The following is a 20,714-nucleotide window of genomic DNA, read 5'->3' on the forward strand; positions in this document are numbered from 1 at the left end:
ACGAGCAGGGCGGGGGAGGGCACCGTTGGGCGGTCCACGGGCTGTGGGTGCCGTGGGCCGGGGTTGTCGCGGCGGGAGGGTGTGTGGTTGCTGTGAGCTGGGGAGTGCTCCCGCTCCAGCAATCACAACGGTAGAGCTCCCGCTACACCAACCCCTACCTCACAACCCTCGACTCACGGCAACCACCGGAACCTCATCTCCCACTCCGATCAACCCGAGCGCCTCAGGCGCCAGGCGCGGGGTTGTTCCGCCGCGTGGGGAACGTCCCACAGGGCGAACCTCGCCCGCACCCGTGCACCGCCCAACCTGCCGCGCTCCAGGTGAACCGTGCCGCCGGTGGCCTCCACCGCGTGCCGGACGATGTCCAGGCCCAGCCCGGTCGATCCGCCTCCGCTCGTGCCCCGCCGCAGGGCCGCGGTGGGATCCGCGAACCCGGGCCCCGCATCCTCCACGAGCAGTGTCACCCAGCCCGCGTGCGCCACCACCGCCACGGCGAACGGGCGGTCCGCCGGGGTGTACCGGAAGACGTTGCCCACCAGCGAGTCCAGCACCGCCGTGCACTCCTGGGCGGAGAGCGCCACCCGGCACGGGGTGTCCGGCAGCTCCAGGGTGACCTCCCTGCCCTGGTCGTTGGCGAGCATCGACCAGAACCCCATGCGGTCGACCACCGCCTCGGACAGGTCGCACTCGCGTTCGACCTCCGGGTCCGGCTCGTGCGGGCGCACGTCCCGGATGATGGCGTCCACGTCCCGCTCCAGCGCGCCGATCGCGCCCCTGATCCGCTCGCCCTCCGGGCCGGGCAGGAGTTCGGCGTCCAACCTCAGCGCGGTCAGCGGGGTGCGCAACCGGTGCGAGACGTCGGCGGCCATCTCCCGTTCCTTCGTCAGCAGCCCCTGCACGCGCTCACCGATGGCGTTGATGGACTCACCGAGCACCACAAGGTCACGGGGGCCGTGTACGCGTATCCGGGCGTTCAGGCGCCCCTCGCCGATCTCCACGGCGGTGTCCGCCAGGGCTCGCAGGGCCCGCCGGGCCGGTCGGCTCAACCGGTCGGTGACCAGCACGGCGCCCAGCACCCCCAGGACCGCGATCCCCACCAGAGCGCCCAGGACCGGGCCCAGGCCACGGACGGCCTCCCCTCGGGGCTGGAACACCTCCACCACGGCCACGTCGTCGCCCGGTTCCGCACCGGCCACCTGGAGGTAGGCGGTGCCCTCCTCGACCGGCACCACACCACGGGCCCCCGCTCCCGCTCCCGCCTCTGCCGCTGCCCCCGGGCTCTTCACCCCGCTCCCGACCCCGGAGCGCCGGAGCGCCGCCACGTCCGTGACTCCGGCGCGACTGGCACCGACCGTCGTCCCGTCGGGAAGGTGCACCGCCAGGTGCCCCCGGGACCCGGCGGAGGTCGAGGCCACCACACGCCGCAGCAGCGCGGGGTCGGGGTCCACCTCGGCCACCGAGGCCACCGCCCCGACCTGCGACCAGATCTGTTCCTCGGCGCGTTCACGCGCCTCCCACCACGCCCACGCGCCGGTCACGCCGATCATCACCACCGCGACCATGACCGTCGCGAGGATGACGGCGCGGGCCAGCAGCCTCCTCACACCGGTTCCACCAGCTTCAGCCCCACACCCCGCACCGTGTGCAGGTAGCGGGGCTGACTCGCGCTCTCACCGAGCTTGCGGCGCAGCCACGACATGTGCACGTCGATGGTCTGGTCGTGGCCCACGAACGGGTGCTGGTGCCAGACGGCCTCCACGAGTTCGCGGCGGCTCACCACACGGCCCGTGTGCTCGGCCAGGTAGGCCAGCAGGTCGAACTCCCGGCGCGACAGCTCCAGGGGGGTGCCCGCCAACGACGCCTGCCGCCGTGTCAGACTGATCGTCAACTCGCCCACGGTCAGCTCGCCCGGGTGGGCCGCGCCCGCCGAGGCCCGGCCGGACCTGCGCAGCAGCGCGTTCATCCGCGCGGCCAGCTGGGTGCTGGAGAAGGGCTTGACGACGTAGTCGTCGGCGCCGTCGTTGAGCAGGCGCACTATCGACTGCTCGTCACCGCGCGCCGTCGCCACGATCACCGGCACGTCGCTGTGACCGCGTAACATCCGCAGCGCGGCCGCGCCGTCCAGGTCGGGGAGCCCCAGGTCCAGGATGACCAGGTCGGGTGCGTGCCGGGCGGCCTCACGCAGGGCGTCCAGAGCGGTGCCCACGGGCAGCACCACGTGCCCCAGACCACTCAGCGCGCGCACCAGCGCGCCCCGCACCATCTGGTCGTCCTCGACCAGCAAGACCGTTGCCATGGGCACACGTTAACGAATGTTGCACCTTCACACGAGTCCGGCTGCGTCCCGTGATCAGGTGGAACACCGCTGTGACGGGCGGGTGCGGGACCGGTGCGGTTTAAGTCGAACGAGACGCTGCGTTAAGGCTTCCTTAGGGACCGCGACACTACTGTCGTCACACATCGCCGGTGGTGGTGCGCGTCACAGCGGCGCGGCCCGTGACCACCGGCCCGACCAGCTACCGGGTACCAGTGTGCCCGTTCCACGGAGGTGTCGTGGCGGAAATCGTGATCGACGGCCTGGGCAAGGTCTACGCGGACGGAACCCGCGCGGTCGACGACCTCTCCCTCGACATCCAGGACGGCGAGTTCCTGGTGCTGGTCGGACCCTCCGGCTGCGGCAAGACCACCGCGCTGCGGATGGTCGCGGGGCTGGAGGCGATCAGCGAGGGCAGCGTGCGCATCGGTGACCGAGTGGTCAACGATGTTCCCGCACGTGACCGGGACGTGGCGATGGTGTTCCAGTCCTACGCCCTCTACCCGCACCTGAACATCTTCGAGAACATCGCGTTCGGGCTGCGCCTGCGCAAGGTGCCCAAGGCCGAGATCGACCGGCGCGTCCGCGAGGTCGCCCGCGTCCTCGAACTGGAGGAGCACCTCACCCGCAAGCCGGGAAACCTCTCCGGCGGCCAGCGCCAGCGGGTGGCGATGGGCCGGGCCATCGTCCGCGAACCCCGGGCCTTCCTGATGGACGAACCCCTCTCCAACCTGGACGCCAAGCTCCGCGTGCAGATGCGCGCCCAGATCGCCCGCATCCAGCGCGACCTGGGCGTCACCACGGTCTACGTCACCCACGACCAGACCGAGGCGATGACCCTGGGCGACCGGGTGGCCGTCATGAAGCGGGGTGTCCTCCAGCAGGTCGGCCCGCCTCAGGAGCTGTACGACCACCCCCGCAACCTGTTCGTCGCCGGGTTCGTCGGCTCGCCCGGCATGAACCTGATCTGCGTGGAACTCCACGAGGACGACGGCCGGTTCCGGGTCCGGATCGGTGACCAGCACCTCGACCTGCCCGACAGCCTCCTGCACCGGCGTCCCGCCCTGCGCGGCTACGCCGGGGCCAAGGTCGTCGTGGGCGTCCGTCCCGAGGACATGGAGGACGCCGGGATCGTCGGCGGCACCGAGGGGGCCACGCTCACCTCGGTCGCGGACCTGGTCGAGGCCATGGGCTCGGACGTCCTCGTGCACTTCCCCCTCGACGCCGCACCCGTCGTCACCGAGGACACCCGTGAACTCGCCCGCGACGCCGGGACCGACGAGACCCTCCCCGCGACCGACGACGGCGTCGTCCTCGTCGGCCGCTTCAGCCCCCGCACCCACGTGTACGAGGGCCAGACCATCACCGTGGCCGTCGACACCGAACGACTCCAGTTCTTCGACCCCGCCACCGGTACCGCCATCCACGACTCCTGAGGAGCGTCCCCCATGACAGCCCCCACGTCCCACCGCACCCGCCGCACCAGAGTCCTCGGCGGGGCCGCCGCCGCGCTCGGCCTCACCCTGGCCGCCACCGCCTGCGGCGGGGGCTCCACCTCGGCCTCCGGCGCCGACCTCGACGGCCAGACCCTGGAGATCGTCGGCCCCTGGGCCGGTGACGAGCAGGTCGCCTTCGAGCAGGTCCTCGCGCTCTTCGAGGACCAGACCGGCGCCACCGTCTCCTACAGTGGTGCCGGTGACGACCTCCAGACCGTCCTCCAGACCCGCATCCAGGGCGGGGACGAGCCCGACGTCGCGCTCATCCCGCAGGCCGGACTCATCGAGCACTTCGCCGCCGACGACGTCCTGGTGCCGCTCACCGACGACGTCGTCCAGACCCTCGACGAGAACATGGCCGGGGCCTGGGCGGATATCGGCTCGGTCGACGACACCCCCTACGGCGTCTACCTCAAGGTCGCCAACAAGTCCCTGGTCTGGTACAACGACGACCTGTTCGCCGAGACCGGCGCCGTGCCCCCGGAGAACTGGGAGGAGTTCGTCGAACTCTCCGAGAACCTCTCCGATGTCGGCATCAGCCCGCTGTCCGTCGCCGGAGCGGACGGCTGGGTCCTGACCGACTGGTTCGAGAACGTCTACCTCCAGACCGCCGGACCGGAGAAGTACGACCAGCTCGCCTCGCACGAGATCCCGTGGACCGACCCGACCGTCGAGGTCGCCCTGGAGACCCTGGCCGAGATCTGGGGCCAGGAGCAGCTGATGCTGGGCGGCAGTAGCGGCAGCCTCCAGACCGACTTCCCCACCTCCGTCGTGAACGTCTACAGCGACGACCCCGACGCCGCCATGGTGGTGGGCGCCGACTTCATCGGCGGGGTCGTCTCCGCCAGCACCAACTCCACGGTGGGCGAGACCGCCCAGATCTTCCCGTTCCCCAGCATCGCCGGTGAGGGCGACGCCGTGGTCGTGGCCGGTGACGCCGCCGTCGCCATGAGCGACAGCGAGGCCACCATGGAGCTCCTGCGCTTCCTCGCCTCCGAGGAGGCCGCGGCCGAGTGGGCGTCCATCGGCGGGTTCATCTCCCCGAACAAGAACCTGACCGCCGACGACTACGCCGACCCGGTCCTGGGCCAGGTCGCGGAACAGGTCATCGACGCGGGTGATGGCGTCCGCTTCGACCTCTCCGACCTCCAGCCCGCCGCGTTCGGCGCCACCGTCGGAGACGGCATGTGGCAGACCCTCCAGGACTTCCTGGCCGACCCCTCGGACGTCGAGGGCACCATGGAGCGCCTCGAGGCCGAGGCCGCCCGCGCCCACGGGAACTAGACGGAGCCCGCGAACATGACCTCCAATGACACCGGGGCCGCCGACGGCGCGGCCCGCACGGACGGGGCCCCGGCGGGGAAGCCGTCCAGCGGGCCGCCCGACGGCAGCCGCCCGGGATGGCGGCGCCTGTTCGGCCCGGCCACCCTGTTCCTGCTGCCCGCCCTGCTCTTCCTCGGGGTCTTCCTGGCCTACCCGGCCGTCTACTCCGTGGTGCGCAGCTTCTTCGACGCCTCCGGATCGCAGTTCGTCGGTCTCGACAACTACGCCCGGATGTTCACCGACGACCGCACCCTGACCGCGATCCGCAACACCGGTATCTGGGTCCTGGTCGCCCCCGCCTTGGTCACCGGGCTGGGCCTGGTCTTCGCGGTGCTCACCGAGCGCGTCCGCTGGGCCACGGCCTTCCGGATCCTGCTGTTCATGCCCATGGCGATCTCCCTGTTCGCCTCCGGCATCATCTTCCGGCTGGTCTACGACGAGAACCCCGACCGCGGCGTGGTGAACGCCGCCGTGGTGACCGTGCACGACGCGTTCGCCTCGCCCTCGGAGTACCCCGGGGCCCGGCCGCGTGGCGAGGAACTGGACGCGGACCCCTCGCTGGGCGGGTTCACCACCACCCGGGCGTACGCGCCGGGTGACACCGTGGCCCTGCCGCTGGTCGGTGTCCGACCGGGGGAGATCCCCGAGCAGGCGGCCCCGGCCACCGCTCCCGAGCCCTCCGGGGACACCATCGAGGGCGTGGTGTGGCTGGACGTGGCCCTCGGCGGCGACGCCGGGACCATCGACGACGGTGAGAACGGCCTGCCCCGCATGATGGTCGACGCGCTCCGGGACGGGCAGGTGGTGGCCAGCGCCACCTCCGGCGATGACGGCCGCTTCACCCTCACCGGACTGGAGCCGGGGGAGTACGAGATCCATCTCGCGGCGGACAACTTCACGGAGTCCTTCCGCGGGCTGACCTGGCTCGGCCCGGCCCTGGTGACCCCCGTGATCATCTCCTCGTGGGTGTGGATCATGACCGGCTTCGCGATCACGTTCATCGCCGCCGGGCTGTCCGCCATCCCCAGGGACGCCCTGGAGGCGGCCCGCGTGGACGGCGCCACCGAGTGGCAGGTGTTCCGCAAGATCACCATCCCGCTCCTGGGTCCGCTGCTGCTCGTGGTGTTCGTGACGCTGATGATCAACGTCCTGAAGATCTTCGACCTCGTGTTCGTGATCGCTCCGGGATCGGTCCAGGCCGACGCCAGCGTGATCGCCCTCCAGATGTGGCAGGTGTCCTTCGGCGCGGGCGGCAACCAGGGACTGGGCAGCGCCCTCGTGGTCCTCCTGCTGGTCCTGGTCCTGCCGATCATGTACTTCAACATCCGCCGTTTCCGACGGGAGCGCTCGTGACCGCCACGCCCCAGAAGTCGCCCTCCGTCGTCGAGGTGTCGGTGTCCGGTGCCCCGCGCCGGGGACTGGCGTCCCGGATCGTCTCCAAGCTGGGCTCGGGCACCCTCCAGGTCGCGTTGACCCTGGTCGCCCTGTTCTGGATGGTGCCGGTCATCGGCCTGCTCCTGGTGTCGCTGCGGTCGGAGGCCGACAACACCAACAGCGGCTGGTGGACGGCGCTGCTCAAGCCCACCGAGCTCACGCTGGACAACTACCGGTCGCTGGTCGACAACGACGTCCTCGTGCAGTCGTTCTTCAACACCGTCTACATCGCGGTCCCCTCGACCCTGCTGGTCGTGGGCATCGGGGCGCTGGCGGCGTACGCGCTGGTGTGGATGGACTTCCCCGGCCGCGACTGGATCATGGTGGCCGTGGTCGGCCTGCTGGTGCTGCCGATCCAGGCGGCCCTGATCCCCATCTCGCAGCTGTACGGCGCCCTGGGCATCTTCGGGTCCATCCTCGGCGCGGTCCTGTTCCACGTGGCCTTCGGTCTGCCGTTCGCGGTGTTCCTGCTGCGCAACTTCTTCGTGAACATCCCGCGCGACCTGCTGGAGGCGGCGCGGATGGACGGCGCCAGCGAGTGGCGGATCTTCCGCAAGGTGGTGCTCCCGGTGGCCCGCCCCGCGCTGGCCTCGCTCGCGGTCTTCCAGTTCCTGTGGGTGTGGAACGACATGCTCGTGGCACTGGTGTTCACCAACCCGGACTCGGCCCCGCTGACCGTGGCACTGCGCTCGCAGCTGCGCCAGTTCGGCACCAACATCGACGTGCTGGCCTCGGGGGCCTTCCTGTCCATGCTGGTGCCGCTGCTGGTCTTCTTCGCCTTCCAGCGCCACTTCATCCAGGGGGTGTTCGCGGGCTCCGGCAAGTAGACCCGCTCCACGATCCACCCACGATGGCGCCCTCGGTGGCGCCGGGCCCCGCGGCACCACTCCCACCGCGGGGCCCTTCGTGTCCACGGTGACCTTCGTGTCCACGGTGACAGGGGTGCACAGTGAACCCCCGCGATACCCGGGGGGCGACGCGGGCCGCTTCCACGGGGTGCGTCCCACGGGTTCTCGGGGACACGGGCCGCCTCGACGTGCTGGTCCGGGGCGGGTCAGCGGTGCGGCAGCTCCGGGGCGCGCTCGCCGGCCATCCACAGTCCCAGGGCGTGCCGGTCCACCAGGACCATCCCCGCACCGGCCTCCCGGACGGCCTCCCGGGTGAAACCGTTCGAGGCCACGAACATCCCCAGGTAGCCCTGGTGCCCTCCCGCGAGCGCCCCGAGGAAGGCCCGTACCTCGTTGGGCGGCACCGGCCTGCGCCAGCGCTTGCACTGCACGGCCAGGGGCCTGCCGTCCGGTGTCTGCGCCCGCAGGTCGACGCCCCCGTCCGAGGCGCCACCGACCACCGAGACCCGGGTGTAGCCGCGGGTGCGCAGCAGCAGCGCCACGTGGTGCTCGAACTCCGTCCCCGTCATCGTGTCGATCGCCGCGATCCCCGTCCGCGCGACGATCCACCGTTCCCGGGCCAGCCGGGCCCGCGACCACGCCCACCAGCCCAGCGCGGCCGTGGCGACCACGACCACCAGGCCCCCGGCGAGCCACAGCCCCGGGCTGTCGGCGTTGTCGAACACCCACCCCAGGGCCAGGAGGAGCGCCAGCAGAGCCAGTGGCAGCGAACCCCGCAGACTCCGCGCCCATCGCCGCCCGCGCCGACGCTGTCGCACACTCACGCTTCTCCCTGGGGGTGGGGGACACAACGGGGCACATCATCGCACGGGGTGACGACCCTCCTCCACGCGGTGACCCCGCCCGGCCGTCGGCGGCCGACGGCCCGGTCCCGGGCCGTCCCCGGTCGCTGCGACAATGGCCCCGTCGCGGTTTCGCACACGGGGGTGCGGGACCGGCCACGAGAACACGGGGGTGCGGCGGTGGCCGAGCGCAGGGCTCTGGATCTGGACGCGCTCGCGGTCAGTGACCGCTTCCGGCTGTTCAACTTCACCCGCCGCGACGACCACGTCACCTACCTGTGGGTCCTGCGCTCGGTGGACCGCCTGCGCGAGGTCCACCAGGTGCAGGTCGGCGCGGACGAGGTCGAGTCCACCCTGCGCGAACTCGCCGCGAACCACGCCGAGGCCCCTGAGGTCCCCGCCCAGGGGCTGCGCCACCGGCTCGACGAACTCGCCACGGACGGCGTGCTGCACCGCTTCGACGACGCCTCCCGCGCGGGCACCCTGGCCAGCTACCGCAACCGGCAGTCCGTCTACCAGTTCAGCGAACTCGGGTACCGCGCCTACCACGCCGTCGAGAACCTCCTCGGCGCCCGGGTGGAGGACGTCAACCTCTCCCGCCTGGTCTTCTCCGACGTCCTGGAGGACCTCGGAGCACTGGCGGAGGCCAACCGCACCGGCCGGGTCGAGGACGTCTACCGCCGCCTGTCCCGCCTGGACGCGGTGATGGAGGACATGGGTCGGCGCTCCGCCCAGTTCCACGTGACCCTCGGGGAGATCCTGCGCTCCACCGAGGCCTCCTCCGAGGTGTTCCTGCGCCACAAGAACGCCCTGCTCGTCCACATGTCCGACTTCATGGCGGAGCTCGACCGCTACCTGCCCCGCCTGGACCGCGCCGTCCACGAGGTCGAGGCCACCGGCCTGTCCACCCTGCTCTCCCGCGCCGCCGAGGCCGACGAACGCCTCTTCATGGATCGCACCGAGCGCCTGGAGGACTGGTCCCGCCGCTGGTGGGCCGTGCGCGCCTGGTTCGCCTCCGAGAGCGGGTCGCCCACTCGCGCCGCCGAACTCGGCCAGGCCACCCGCACCGCCGTCTCCGGGGTCGTCGCCCTCCTGCGGCAGATCACCGAGGCCCAGCGCGGCGGTGTCAACCGCTCCACGCAGCTGCGCCACCTGGCAGCGTGGGTGTTCGACACCCCCGACGACGGGGCCGCGCACGCGCTCATGGGCGCCGCGTTCAACAGCCGCTCCGCCCGACACCTCGGCGTGGCCCACGAGGACGGCGACGAGTTCGCGCCCACCGACTCCTGGCACGACGCCGCAGGGGTGGAGGTGTCGGTGACGCTGTTCCGCAGCGACCGCTCACCCAACCACGGCGTCCCCAAGCCGGTCCGCAGGGACACCGGAGCCCGCTCCGAGCTGCGCCGCCGCCAGACCGAGGGCCGCGAGGCCGAACGCGCCTCCGCCGCGCGTCTGGTCAGCGAGGGCGCCCACCAGCGCGTCCTCGACGACAGCGACACCAAGGTGCTGCTGCGGCTGGTCACCAAAGCACTGGAGTCACGGTCGGTGTCGTACACGAGGCGGGACACCTCCCCGGCGGTCGTCGGCCTGCTGAAGTCCGCCACCGCCGACGACGCGGGCACCCTCATCAGGCTCGTCCCCGACGAACGGGGCAGCACCGTGCGCACCTCCCAGGGCCGGATCCACCTTCCCGGCTTCCGCGTGGAACTGGCTCCCCGCGCCCTCCGGACGACCGCTCGGAAGGGGAACCGATGACCCGGCACTCCCGGCCCCGCGTCGAGACCGTGGACCTGGGCTCCTACCAGCAGGCCGTGCGCAGGGTCCTCACCTGCGACGTCATCACGGCGTCCCGGCCGCGCCCCGGCGTGCTCGACCAGGTCCTGTACTGGGCCGACCAGATGACCGAGGACCTGCGCGCCCTGTTCGGGTACACCCTCGTCGCCACCACCGACCACGTCCGCCTGGTGCGCGAACTCGACCTGCTCGACCCCACCCAGCGCCAGGCGTTCGCCCGCAGGGGCAGGCCCTTCGACCGCCGACGCCTCGCCTACCTCTGCCTGCTTCTGGCCGCCTTCCAGCGCTCCCAGGTGGAGATCAGCCTCGGTGACCTGGTCCGGGGGTTCACTCCCTCGGCCAACGAGATCGAGGGCCTCGGCTACGACCCCACCGACTCCAGCCACAAGGCGGCGCTGGTCGACGTCGCCCACTGGCTCCTGGACCGGGGCGCCCTGCACCTGTCCGACGGCTCTGTCGAGGCGTGGGCGCGCGGGGGCGACCAGGGCGACGCGCTCTTCGACATCGACCACGAGATCTGTGAGGTCCTCTTTCGACCCACGCGCCCCATCCAGCACCTGAACAGCGCCTCCGGCCTGCTCAGCGACCCCCTCGGACCGGACGCCCCGCGTGAAAGGGCAGCCCAGCGCGCCCGCCGCCTGCTGCTGGAGTACCCGGTGGTGTACTACGCGGACGTGGAGCCGGAGGTGGCGGCGGCCCTGCGCGGCAGGGGGCCCGCCGAGGAGGTGGCCCGCCTGACCGGGGCCAAGCTGGAACGCCGTGCCGAGGGGGTCCTGCTGGCCGACGCCTCGGGAGCCTTCACCGACCGTGCCTTCCCGGGGCGGGGCGGTGCCGTCACGCGCACCGCCGGCCTGCTGCTGGCCCAGGTCGCCACCCACTTCGAGGAGTCCTGGGCGGCCCTGGCCCGCCTGTCCGCGCCCGGACCGGTCCACGAGCACCCCGAGCTCGTCGCCCGGATCGACGCGGGCGTCCCCCGGGAGGGCGTGGTCACCGAGCTGGCCTGGGCCGAGACGGACCAGCCCCCGACGGTGGGTGAGCCCGCCTCGCTGCCGCTGGTGGAACGCGAACGCCTGGAGGACATGGTCGCGGACCTCTTCGAGGAGTTCGGTGCCGCCTCCTTCACCGCCACCTGGCAGCAGGACCCGCACGGCCTGCTCGACGCCGCCCTGGCCCTGCTCACCGACCTCGACCTGGTCCGGCCGCTTTCGGGCGGTGTCCTGGTCACTCCCGCCGCCCTGCGGTACCGCAACATCCGGGGCGCCCTGCCCGAACGCCCCGACACCGGGCTGCTGCCGTTCGGCCCCCTCGAACCGGCCGACGAGTCCGCTGACGAACCGCCTCCGACCGACCCCGACGACGCACACCCCGTACCGCCCGAGACTGGAACCGAGGAAACCGCGCCATGACCCGCAGGAGCGACCGCTTCCGGCCCAGCCGGGCCGGAGTCGTCAACGTCTGGGACTACGTCGACGAGGAGTTCGCCTTCGCGGACGGCCGCCTCGTCCTGCGCGGCCACAACGGGTCGGGCAAGACGAAGGCGCTGGAGGTGCTGTTCCCCTTCGTCCTGGACGGCTACACGGACGCCCGCAGGCTCGACCCGTTCAGCGGCCAGAACCGCACCATGAAGTCGAACCTCCTCTACCGGGGGGACGAGTCCGCCCACGGATACGTGTGGATGGAGTTCGCCCGCGCCGCCGACGGTGACGGCTCCGGCACCGAGACCGTCACCCTGGTCATCGGCATGCGCGCGCACCGCCACCGCGACGGGGTCAACCCCTCCTTCTTCGTCACCGACCAGCGCCTCGGCGTGGACTTCGGGCTGCTCTCCACGGACGGTCGCCCGCTCACCGAACGCCAGCTCAAGGCCGCCCTGGGCGAGGACGCCCACCACGCCACCGCCGCCGACTACCGCCGGGCCGTCGACGCGCGCCTGTTCGGGCTGGGGGAGCGGTACGTCCAGCTCCTGGACCTCCTGCTCGCCCTGCGCCGCCCCCTGCTGGCCAAGGACCTGGACCCCGAGAAGGTCTCGCACACCCTCACCGGCGGACTCAGCCCCCTGGACGACGCCCTCGTGGACCAGGCCGCCCGCGACTTCGCCAACCTCGCCGCCGTCCAGCGCCGCTTCGCCAGCGCCACCGCCGCCCACGAGGCCGCCCGGACCTTCACCGGTGTCTACGCCGACTACCTGACCGTCAACGCCCGCCACCGCCTGTCCAGGGTCGCCGCCGCCACCGAGCAGGCCGACACCCACGCGCGGACCGTCGCCGAGGCCGCCGTCGAACTCGACCGTGCCACCGCCGCGCGGGACCGCGCCCGCGAGCGCGCCGCCGAGCACTCCGGGGAGGCCCGGCGTCTGGACGCCCAGTGCACGGCCCTGCGTCAGCACGAGACCCTCCAGGACCAGCAGGCCCTCCAGGTCAGGAGGAAGGGCAACGACGGGCTCGCCCGGCGGATCGAGACCGGCCGCGCGCGCGTGCGGGCCCAGGAGGAGGAGATCACCCACCTGTCCGGCGAGGCCGCCCGGGTCGCGGAACGGGTCGGGCACGAGCGCGCCCGCGCCGAGGAGCTGCGCACCGAACTCCTGGCCGCCGCCGAGCGGTCCGGGATCGTCCACGACGCGGAGGGGGAGGCGGACACCGGCGACGACCTGCCCGAGACCGCTCGGGCCAGGGCCAGCGCCCGGCTCGACGACGTGCGTGCCGTCCGCGAACGGCTCACCGCCCAGGACCGTGCCGAGGACGGACGCCAACGTGCCGAGACCGCCGCCGCCAGGGCCGAGGACGCCCTCACCGGGCAGGAGGAGGCGTGCGCCGGGGCCGAGGAGGAGCTCGCCGGGCTCCGCCGCACCACCACCGAGGCCCTGGACGCGTGGTCCGCGCGGTGGGAGCTCGCCGGACCGGACACCCTGGCGGCCCTGCGGGACACCGTGGCGCGCTACGGGGAGGCGGACACCCCCACCCTCGCGCAGGTGTTCAACGAGCACCTCCACGACCAGCAGCTCCAGGCCGCCACCCGGGCCACCACCCTGGAGTCCGAGCAGGCCGCCCTGGGCGAGGAACTGGCCTCCGTCCGCCGCGAACGCGACCACATCGCCGCCGAACGCGACGACGCGCCACCCGCCGACCCCCTGCGCCCCGCCCCCCGCGACGAGCGCCCCGGCGCGCCGCTCTGGCAGCTGGTCCGCTTCGCCGACCACCTCTCCGACGACCACGGCGCGGCCGTCGAGGGCGCCCTGCACGCCGCCGGGCTGCTCACCGCCTGGATCCACCCCGACCCCGACCTCACCCGACAGGCCCTGGACCGGGGCGAGGCCGACGCCTACCTGCTCCCCGGCGCCGGGACCACGGGGACGACCCTGGCCGACGTCCTCGTGCCCGAGACCCAGGACCACGTTCCGAAGGACACCATCACCCGTCTCCTCGCGTCGATCCCGTTCGGAGACGGGGACCTGCCCGGTGACACCGGGGTGGACACCGGGGCCCGCTACCGGCTGGGGCCGCTCACCGGCGCCTATCCCAAGCCCGCCGCCGAGTTCATCGGGGCGACCAACCGGGCCCAGCGCCGTCGTGAACGTCTGGCCGCCCACGACGCCCGTGTCGCGGAGCTGTCCACCCGTCACACTGAACTCGGTGAACGGCTCGCCCGCGCCCACGCACGGCTCAAGGACTTCGACCGCGCCCGCGCGGACCTGCCCGACGCCGCAGGGGTGGTCCGGGCCCTGCGCGCCGTCGAACACCACTCCACCCTCCTGTCCTCGGTCCGCGCCGCCCGTGCGGAGGCCCGGCGCGACCTCGACGCCGCCGTCGCCCAGGTCGACGCCGAGCGCCGACAGGTCCGCGCCGTGGCCGCCGAACGCGTCATGCCCACCCGCCGGGAGGACGTCGAAGCGGTCGCCCTCGCGGCGGAGACCTTCCAGGACACCGCGCGGAAGCTGCACGCCACCCGCGCCGACATCACCGAGTACGAGCGTGACCTCACCGGGCGCCAGGACACGGTCACGCGGCTGACCGAGGCACTCGAGGGCGACCGCGTCGAGCTCGACCGGAGCCGTGCCGACCACCAGCGCGAGGCCGAGGAACTGGCCACCCTGGAGGCCTCCGTCGACGCCCCGGCACGGGAACTCCTCGCACAGTTGGAGCGGGCCCAGGAGGAGCTCCGCGAGGCCCGGACCCGCAGGGACGAGGCCGAGGGGGAGGCCTCGCGCGAACACGACGCGGCCGTGCGCTCCGAGACCCTCCGCGACAGCGGTCGAGGGGCCCTCGCCCAGGCACTCACCGCCCTCTTCGAGCACGCGGCCGCCTTCTCCGGGCTCACCCAGCCCGCCGTGCGCGCGATCGTCGGAGTCCAGGCCACCGGCACCTGGCCCCCGCCCGACCGGTGGCCCGACCCGGAGGAGGCCGCACGCCGCCTCCTCTGCGGCGAGGCCACCACCGTCCGCGAGGTTCTGCCCGACGCGGCCCCCACCCTGCTCGACGCCTTCACCGAAGCTGTCGGCGGCAAGGACGTGGGGGACACCGAGCTGCGCACCGTCGGCAACCGCATGTCCCAGGCCCTGCGCACCTTCCAGGAGGCTCTCGGGGGCGACGCCGAGGGCTACCGGGTGGACCACGAGGTGGGCCCCAACGGCCTGGTCACCGTGCACGTCAACGACGAGAACGGCCGCAACCCCGTCTCCTCCTTCGCCCGCTCCGTGGCCGAACGCGTCGAGGAACAGGGCGCCCTCCTGCGGGAGGAGGAACAGGGTGTCCTGGAGGACGAACTCCTCGGCGGGATCGCGCAGCAGGTCCACGACCGGGTCCGCGCCGCCAAGCAGCTCGTCCGCGCCATGGACCGCGACACCCGCGCGCGGCCCATGTCCTCCGGTACCCGGGTGGGCATCCGGTGGTCACGGTCGGACGGCCTCTCCGAGCCGCAGCGGCTGGCCACCGAGCTCGTGCGGCGCGACGGCGCCGGACTCGGCCCGCGAGGCCTGGGGGAGCTCCGTTCCGTGCTGCGGCGCATGATCCGCGACTACCACGCCACCCACCCCCGGGCCAGCCACAAGCAGGTCCTGGCTGCGGTCCTGGACTACCGCGACTGGTACCGGTTCGAGCTGCGCCTGGCCGAGCCCGGCAAGGACGAGGTGACCCTCACCAAGAACAAGCACGAGCAGATGTCCGGCGGCGAGAAGTCCGCCGCCATCCACCTGCCCCTGTTCGCGGCGGCCAACGCCCTGTACTCGTCGGCGGCGCCCACCTGCCCCCGGGTGGTCGCCCTGGACGAGGCCTTCGCGGGCATCGACGACCGCTACAAGCCCGAACTCATGGGCCTGACCGTCACCTTCGACCTGGACATGTTCATGACCGGCCACGACCTGTGGGTGCACTACGAGACGGTGCCCATGGCCGCGCACTACGACATGCACCACGACAAGGCCAGTCACACCGTCTCGGCCCTGCTCATGCTCTGGGACGGGGACCAGACCCTGGACGCGGACGCCGGGTTCGCCGGGAACGAGGAACTCGCGGCCGAACTCCTCGGCATCACCCCCACCCGCTACGTGCCGCAGTCCACCGAGGGCACCCTCCTGGAGGATTCCGCGTGAGCCCGCACGAGGACCTGGCGGTCTTCCGAGGCCCCCGGTTGAGCACGTTGCTGACGAGGTCCCACAAGGAGCTGGCCAAACGCGACGGAGCGCTCTCTGGGGGTTTCACGCTCAAGGACCTGAATGTCCATGAGGCCCAGAACATCCGGAGTTTCCTTGGCACGGAACCGGGCCGTCGGCCGGACCAGGTGAAGGTCCAGCTGGAGCACCTCGATACCGTCGTTCGCCGGGGCTACGGGCTCGGCCTCCTGGAGCTCTTCGACGCCCTGGGGGAACCGGTGCGCTTCCGGAGCCAGCTGCGACGGGAAGCCGAGGACCTGCGTGAGCGGATCCTCGCTCCCGCACTGGCCAGCCCGCTCCACGACCAGGCCTGGTTCCGCGCCTGGATCGAACACCGGAACACGCAGTCGGCGGTCTCCCAACGGGTCACCGCCGGGGACACCGAGAGCTTCGCGCACGCCGTCCGGGTCCTGGAAGCCGTGGAGGCCCATGGCTCCCTGAGGGGCGGTTCGGGCATCTCGCCCCTGCTCCTCCAGAACCTGGCCGTGGGGGTCACCGGTGACACCAAGGCGCTCAACAACAGGACCGCGCTGTCGAGGCTCGTGCTCCCCGCTCTGGCGGCCCGCCGTGGGACCACCCGCCCCGATGAGAGCGACGCTGAGGAGTGCCGTGCCCTGTGGGAGGAGAACGACGTCGTCCAGGACGACCTCGCCAGCCGCGTGCTGGTCCTCAACCTCCCCGCCGACGGGCGCGTCCTCGGATCGTGGCTGACCGAGGCGGCCGAACACGGGGTCCCGCTCCAGGTGACACTGCACCAGCTCGTCCGCTTCCCACCGGTCCCCACTTCGCCGGTGATCCACGTCTGCGAGAACCCGGCGGTCCTGCGCCGGGCGGCCGGGGAGCTCGGGACCGCGTCGGCCCCGCTGATCTGCACGGAGGGGTGGCCGTCAGCCGCCTTCCACCGGATCGCCTCCGCCGCGGTCGCCGCCGGAGCACGTCTGCGCTACCACGGGGACTTCGACTGGGCCGGGGTCCACATCGCTCAACGTGTGATCGAGCGCTACGACGCGGAACCCTGGCGGATGTCCGCCGCCGACTACCTCGACCGCGTTCGCACCGAGTCCCCCGAGCTCAAGGGGAGGAAACGCGCCACCCCCTGGGACCCGTCCCTCGCCGTGGCCATGGTCGAGCGCGGCAGGGTGGTCTTCGAGGAGTCGGTGGACTCCGCTCTGCTGGAGGACCTGGTGGCCCGGTGACCCCGGTGGACAAATCGGGCAGCCCGGGGGAGTAGTGTTCCGTCATCGCGCCCGCGACGTGGGCGAACGTGGGGGAGAAGTACACGATGACGGTCGTCAAGAAGGTCGCTGACTTCGTCGGCAGGTGGTTCGCGGTCCTGGTGCTCGCCGGGGCCGTCGTGGGGTTGCTCCTCCCGGAGCAGACCTCCCTCATCACCCCGCACGTGTCCCTGTTGCTCGGGGTCATCATGTTCTGCATGGGCCTCACCATGCGGCCCCAGGACTTCGCCGTCGTCGCCAGGCACCCCAAGGCGGTCCTCCTCGGCGTGGTCGCCCAGTACTCAGTCATGCCGCTGCTGGGCTGGGGCATCGCCCACGCGTTCGGACTGCCGCCGCTGCTCGTGGTCGGCATGATCCTGGTCGGGGCCGCACCTGGCGGTACGGCGTCGAACGTGATCGTCTATCTGGCCCGTGGGGACGTGGCGCTGTCGGTCGCGATGACGTCGATCTCGACCATGCTGGCGCCGTTCATCACGCCCCTGATCGTCCTGGGCCTGGCCGGTTCGACCCTGCCGGTCTCCGCCGGTGACCTCTTCCTGTCCATCCTCCAGGTCGTGCTGCTCCCCGTCGTCGGCGGCCTGCTCCTGCGCCTGTTCGCCGACCGCTTCGTGGTCCCGCTCCTGCCGCTGATGCCGCTGGTGTCGGTGACCGGCATCGTCCTGGTCGTCTCGGGAGTGGTCGGGGCCAACTCCGACGCCGTGCTGACCACCGGTCTGCTCCTGGCACTGGCCGTCATCCTGCACAACACCCTGGGCCTGCTCATCGGCTACCTCGTCGGGTACTTCGGCCGCCTGCCGGACTCGGCCCGCCGCGCGGTCAGCGTGGAGGTCGGTATGCAGAACTCGGGCCTGGCCGCCAGTCTGGCCACCACGCACTTCGAGCCCGTCGCCGCGCTGCCCGGTGCCCTGTTCTCGGTCTGGCACAACCTGTCCGGAGCCGCTGTGGCCACCTTCTGGGCCCGGCGGGCCCCCCGGGACGCCGAGAAGCGCGAGCCCGCCTGACCGGGGCGGCTTGCCCCTCCCCCTGCCCGCGTGACAGGCTCTGCCTCCGACATCCCCCAGAGACCGAGGACGGAACACGTGGCCGCCCGAAAGAAGAAGCGCAGGCCCGGACGCGGCAGGAACGACATCCGCCGGGGACCCACGCGCGACCCCGGCCCCACTGGGAACGTGGGCTGCTACTTCATGCTGTTCGCGATGCTGGCCATCGGCCTGGTCGTCCTGGCGCTGGAGCTGCTCGGCTAGAGCGGTGGCGTTTCCTCCCGAATGTAGTCGGATCATTCGTAAAAGTGCACGTCAGAGTGCTGATTGGTTCCACGAATATCCGATTCCACACCTGTGGTTCCTGACCTCATCCGGCCAGCCGTGGTCACGCGAAGTAGTCGCGCGGGCACGTCTCGGCTGTGAAGCTGTTCCCATGCGACACTTCGCCCCCTGTTCCGGCCTGCTCGTGCTCGCCCTGCTCTCGACCCCCGCCCAGTTCACCGAACGCCTCGTCGCCTCCTCTCCACCCCCGACACCACCGAGCGTCGGGGCGCCCTTCAGGTGCTCGGGCCGCCTGCGGGTGCCGCGTCCGCGTCGCCCTCCGCGCTGCGGTTACCACTGAACGGGCCCCGAAAACCGCTGACCCCCGTCGCGGAGCGACGGGGGTACCAACTCGGGAATCTGCGGGAGAAACTCGGGGCTCAAGGACCGGACGGGTCCCGCCTGGATCGGGACCCCACGGGGAACCCGAGCCAACAGGAGCCCCGTGCGTTCCAACCCCCGTGTCGCGAGAAGCGAGTGGGAGGCTGGGACTTCCCCGAGAATCGCAAGGACTCCCGTGGTTGGAGTACCCCAAGGGTTTCGGACCATGATTCTGAAGATTTCCAGAACCATTTCCGAACCCTGCTGAACCACGATCACAGAACAACGAACTCGGACGCAATCCATTAGAAAAGGGTCGTTTCCAGGGTTTCGACCCCCTGGAAACGACCCTGACCCCTTGCTTTCGCCGGGCGGAGTTCGGGGGAGGAGGACGAACTCGATCTCACCCGCCGCCCCTCCGGCCACGCGAGGTCACACTGTTGGCCCAGGCGAACTCGAACAGCCCGAGGGCCGCGTGGTACAGCGCTCCCGAGGCGGCCAGGTGGAGACAGGGGGAGTGGCGACCGTGTTCGTGCCGCCCGTAGAAGTTGAGGTAGGCCCCTCACTGGGAACTCCTGGAGGAGAACGCCATCGACGCCTTGCTCCACCTGGCGCAGCGTGGTGTCTACGGAGACCCTGGCCTGGATGCGTGAAGGTGGATCCCACCCTCCCTCCGCTCCGGCAGCTGAATCGGGGAAAGCGATTCGCCGTGGGGCTGGGCCCGGGGCGACAGGTCTCCACCCGACGGGGGAGACGCTGAGGGACGAGTCGCCCCACGAAATCACGGGCTCGCCCCTCAGACGGATGGTCCCGTCCCCCACGATCGACTGGGCCAGGCGCGGTCACTCCGTCGTGAACTCCTTGGTCACCGACGACAGGTCCCACTCTTTCGCGTACTCCGAGAAGAGTCTGAGCAGGACCTCACGGCGCTCGGGAAGAAACGACCCCGGGTCACACACGATGTCGGGGAACTCCCGCACCATGCGCGTCCAGTCGAGACCGTCTCGGAGAACGTGGCGCAGGCGGGCGACCTGCCATGCCATGAGTTTCCGATGATCGGCCTTGCGCTGTGGAGCTTTCCGGGCCGGGGTGGGGAGGTTCCGCCCGGCCGCGGCCAGAGCTTGGCGTCGTAGGACGCAGGAAGTGCACTCGCCGCAGTGGGCGGGAGCGTCTCTTCCGTGGTGGGAGAAACCGGTGTCGCAGGAGACCGAGGCGGCCAGGGCCTCGTCGTACCGGGCGGGTACTCGCTCGACCATCTGGGCCTTGGTCCGTTGGAAGGCTCGGTTCTCGATTCGGAACCGGTCGTCCCCGGTGACCGCTCTGGCGAGGCTCTCCATGAATCGCAGTGTCTTCGGGTGGACCGCCCTCGCGGCCTGGGCGCCGACCTGGCCGCGTGAGAGTGCGAGATTCATCGCTCCGGGGCCGTTCTCGTAGAGGCGGAGTGAGTTCGTTCCGCGCGCGACGGCGGACAGCACTCCGGCGGTGAGAAAGACGAACCCGCGTGAGCGCGCGGTGCTCTCCCTGTCGGCCTGCCGGACCTGGAGCCTGAAGGAGCTCCAGGATCGCAGTCGCGGCTCTGTACGGTGGAGGCTGTCGTAGATGCGTTTCTGCAGGCTCTCCATGCGGTTGTTCGTACTGACCGAGACAGTGTGGATCGGATCGCCCGATTCCTGAAGGTCCGCGATGACTCCGCACACCGAGTCGAGTCCGCCAGAGAAGAGCGCGGTCTCTCCCTCGAGGGCGAGGTCCGCACTGTTGAACAGGGCCGCTTGGCTCGCGACCGGCCTTCCCTGGGTGAACACGATCCGCCAGGTGTCAGCGGTCAGCCAGTTGAGTGCCGCCTCCACGTCGGCCGTACGACGGCTCCACCACTCGGGGTTCTGGACGGGCAACGTGGTGCTGATGGATCGGTGCCACTCCTGCCCCCCGCGCCACGCGTTCAGAGCGGGACGTCGAAGGCCGCGATCGACGGCGAAGACCGTCGCCGCGATCGCCCACAGGTCGGCGGCCAGGTGGTCGTCGTCCAGGTGGTCGATGATCCGGCGGGGGATGACCTTGAGGATGTGGGTGTCCTGGTCGAGCTCCCGCCGCTCGGGTTCGAGGTCGGAGGAGTAGATGACCCGGGTGGTCGTATCGCCTGGCACGGGGCTCCAAGGGGG

The 20,714-nt window shown here is 71.6% G+C and carries 15 protein-coding genes; 11 read left to right on the forward strand and 4 right to left on the reverse strand.

The features are described 5' to 3' along the window. Positions 1-209 precede the first annotated feature (209 nt). Together ACRWK8_RS10970 and ACRWK8_RS10975 are read right to left on the reverse strand one after the other, a co-directional pair. Positions 210-1,604 (reverse strand): sensor histidine kinase, encoded by a 1,395-nt coding sequence (locus tag ACRWK8_RS10970; RefSeq protein ID WP_431870011.1) that lies wholly within the window; start codon positions 1,602-1,604, stop codon positions 210-212. After that, positions 1,601-2,296: a response regulator transcription factor gene (locus ACRWK8_RS10975; RefSeq protein WP_431870013.1), complete on the reverse strand. Its 696-nt coding sequence runs from the start codon at positions 2,294-2,296 to the stop codon at positions 1,601-1,603. The genes ACRWK8_RS10970 and ACRWK8_RS10975 overlap by 4 nt, the downstream gene beginning before the upstream one ends. A 257-nt stretch (positions 2,297-2,553) precedes the next feature. Between ACRWK8_RS10975 and ACRWK8_RS10980 the strand changes: the two genes are divergently transcribed. Genes ACRWK8_RS10980 through ACRWK8_RS10995 form a run of 4 tightly spaced genes read left to right on the forward strand, consistent with a single transcriptional unit; the run spans position 2,554 to position 7,394 of the window. Then, positions 2,554-3,750, forward strand: a complete 1,197-nt coding sequence (locus tag ACRWK8_RS10980) for an ABC transporter ATP-binding protein (protein WP_431870015.1) — start codon at positions 2,554-2,556, stop codon at positions 3,748-3,750. A gap of 12 nt (positions 3,751-3,762) precedes the next feature. Further along, positions 3,763-5,094, forward strand: coding sequence for an ABC transporter substrate-binding protein (locus ACRWK8_RS10985; RefSeq protein ID WP_431870017.1), 1,332 nt, complete (start codon positions 3,763-3,765; stop codon positions 5,092-5,094). Between the two features lie 15 nt (positions 5,095-5,109). After that, positions 5,110-6,486: an ABC transporter permease subunit gene (locus ACRWK8_RS10990; RefSeq protein ID WP_378739796.1), complete on the forward strand. Its 1,377-nt coding sequence runs from the start codon at positions 5,110-5,112 to the stop codon at positions 6,484-6,486. Then, on the forward strand, positions 6,483-7,394 hold the full coding sequence (locus ACRWK8_RS10995) for a carbohydrate ABC transporter permease (RefSeq protein ID WP_378739798.1): 912 nt from the start codon (positions 6,483-6,485) through the stop codon (positions 7,392-7,394). Before ACRWK8_RS10990 ends, ACRWK8_RS10995 begins: the two co-directional genes overlap by 4 nt. Positions 7,395-7,621: 227 nt before the next feature. Here ACRWK8_RS10995 and ACRWK8_RS11000 read toward each other — a convergent pair whose 3' ends face one another. Continuing rightward, a complete protein-coding gene (locus tag ACRWK8_RS11000) occupies positions 7,622-8,233 on the reverse strand; it encodes a restriction endonuclease (RefSeq protein ID WP_378740471.1) in 612 nt (203 codons plus the stop codon). A 204-nt stretch (positions 8,234-8,437) separates the two neighbouring features. On the opposite strand from ACRWK8_RS11000, the gene ACRWK8_RS11005 reads away from it, so the two are divergent. From ACRWK8_RS11005 to ACRWK8_RS11035, 7 genes are all read left to right on the forward strand, one after another. Beyond that, positions 8,438-10,012, forward strand: coding sequence for a TIGR02677 family protein (locus tag ACRWK8_RS11005; RefSeq protein ID WP_431870020.1), 1,575 nt, complete (start codon positions 8,438-8,440; stop codon positions 10,010-10,012). Continuing rightward, a complete protein-coding gene (locus ACRWK8_RS11010; protein WP_431870022.1) occupies positions 10,009-11,457 on the forward strand; it encodes a DUF2398 family protein in 1,449 nt (482 codons plus the stop codon). The genes ACRWK8_RS11005 and ACRWK8_RS11010 overlap by 4 nt, the downstream gene beginning before the upstream one ends. Further along, positions 11,454-15,635: a TIGR02680 family protein gene (locus ACRWK8_RS11015; protein WP_431870024.1), complete on the forward strand. Its 4,182-nt coding sequence runs from the start codon at positions 11,454-11,456 to the stop codon at positions 15,633-15,635. Before ACRWK8_RS11010 ends, ACRWK8_RS11015 begins: the two co-directional genes overlap by 4 nt. Then, positions 15,632-16,891, forward strand: a complete 1,260-nt coding sequence (locus tag ACRWK8_RS11020; RefSeq protein ID WP_431870026.1) for a TIGR02679 family protein — start codon at positions 15,632-15,634, stop codon at positions 16,889-16,891. The genes ACRWK8_RS11015 and ACRWK8_RS11020 overlap by 4 nt, the downstream gene beginning before the upstream one ends. A gap of 86 nt (positions 16,892-16,977) precedes the next feature. Further along, positions 16,978-17,931: a bile acid:sodium symporter family protein gene (locus ACRWK8_RS11025; RefSeq protein ID WP_431870028.1), complete on the forward strand. Its 954-nt coding sequence runs from the start codon at positions 16,978-16,980 to the stop codon at positions 17,929-17,931. Positions 17,932-18,009: 78 nt separating this feature from the next. Next, positions 18,010-18,174, forward strand: a complete 165-nt coding sequence (locus ACRWK8_RS11030; RefSeq protein ID WP_378739809.1) for a hypothetical protein — start codon at positions 18,010-18,012, stop codon at positions 18,172-18,174. Positions 18,175-18,346: 172 nt separating this feature from the next. Continuing rightward, positions 18,347-18,535, forward strand: coding sequence for a hypothetical protein (locus tag ACRWK8_RS11035; protein WP_378739812.1), 189 nt, complete (start codon positions 18,347-18,349; stop codon positions 18,533-18,535). Positions 18,536-19,397: 862 nt separating this feature from the next. Here the strand turns inward: ACRWK8_RS11035 and ACRWK8_RS11040 are convergent. Further along, positions 19,398-20,699 carry a 7-cyano-7-deazaguanine synthase gene (locus ACRWK8_RS11040; RefSeq protein ID WP_431870030.1) on the reverse strand — a complete coding sequence of 434 codons (1,302 nt, stop codon included), beginning with the start codon at positions 20,697-20,699 and terminating at the stop codon, positions 19,398-19,400. Positions 20,700-20,714: the final 15 nt, after the last annotated feature.

It is taken from the genome of Nocardiopsis eucommiae (assembly GCF_965344335.1).
Lineage (GTDB): Bacteria > Actinomycetota > Actinomycetes > Streptosporangiales > Streptosporangiaceae > Nocardiopsis > Nocardiopsis eucommiae.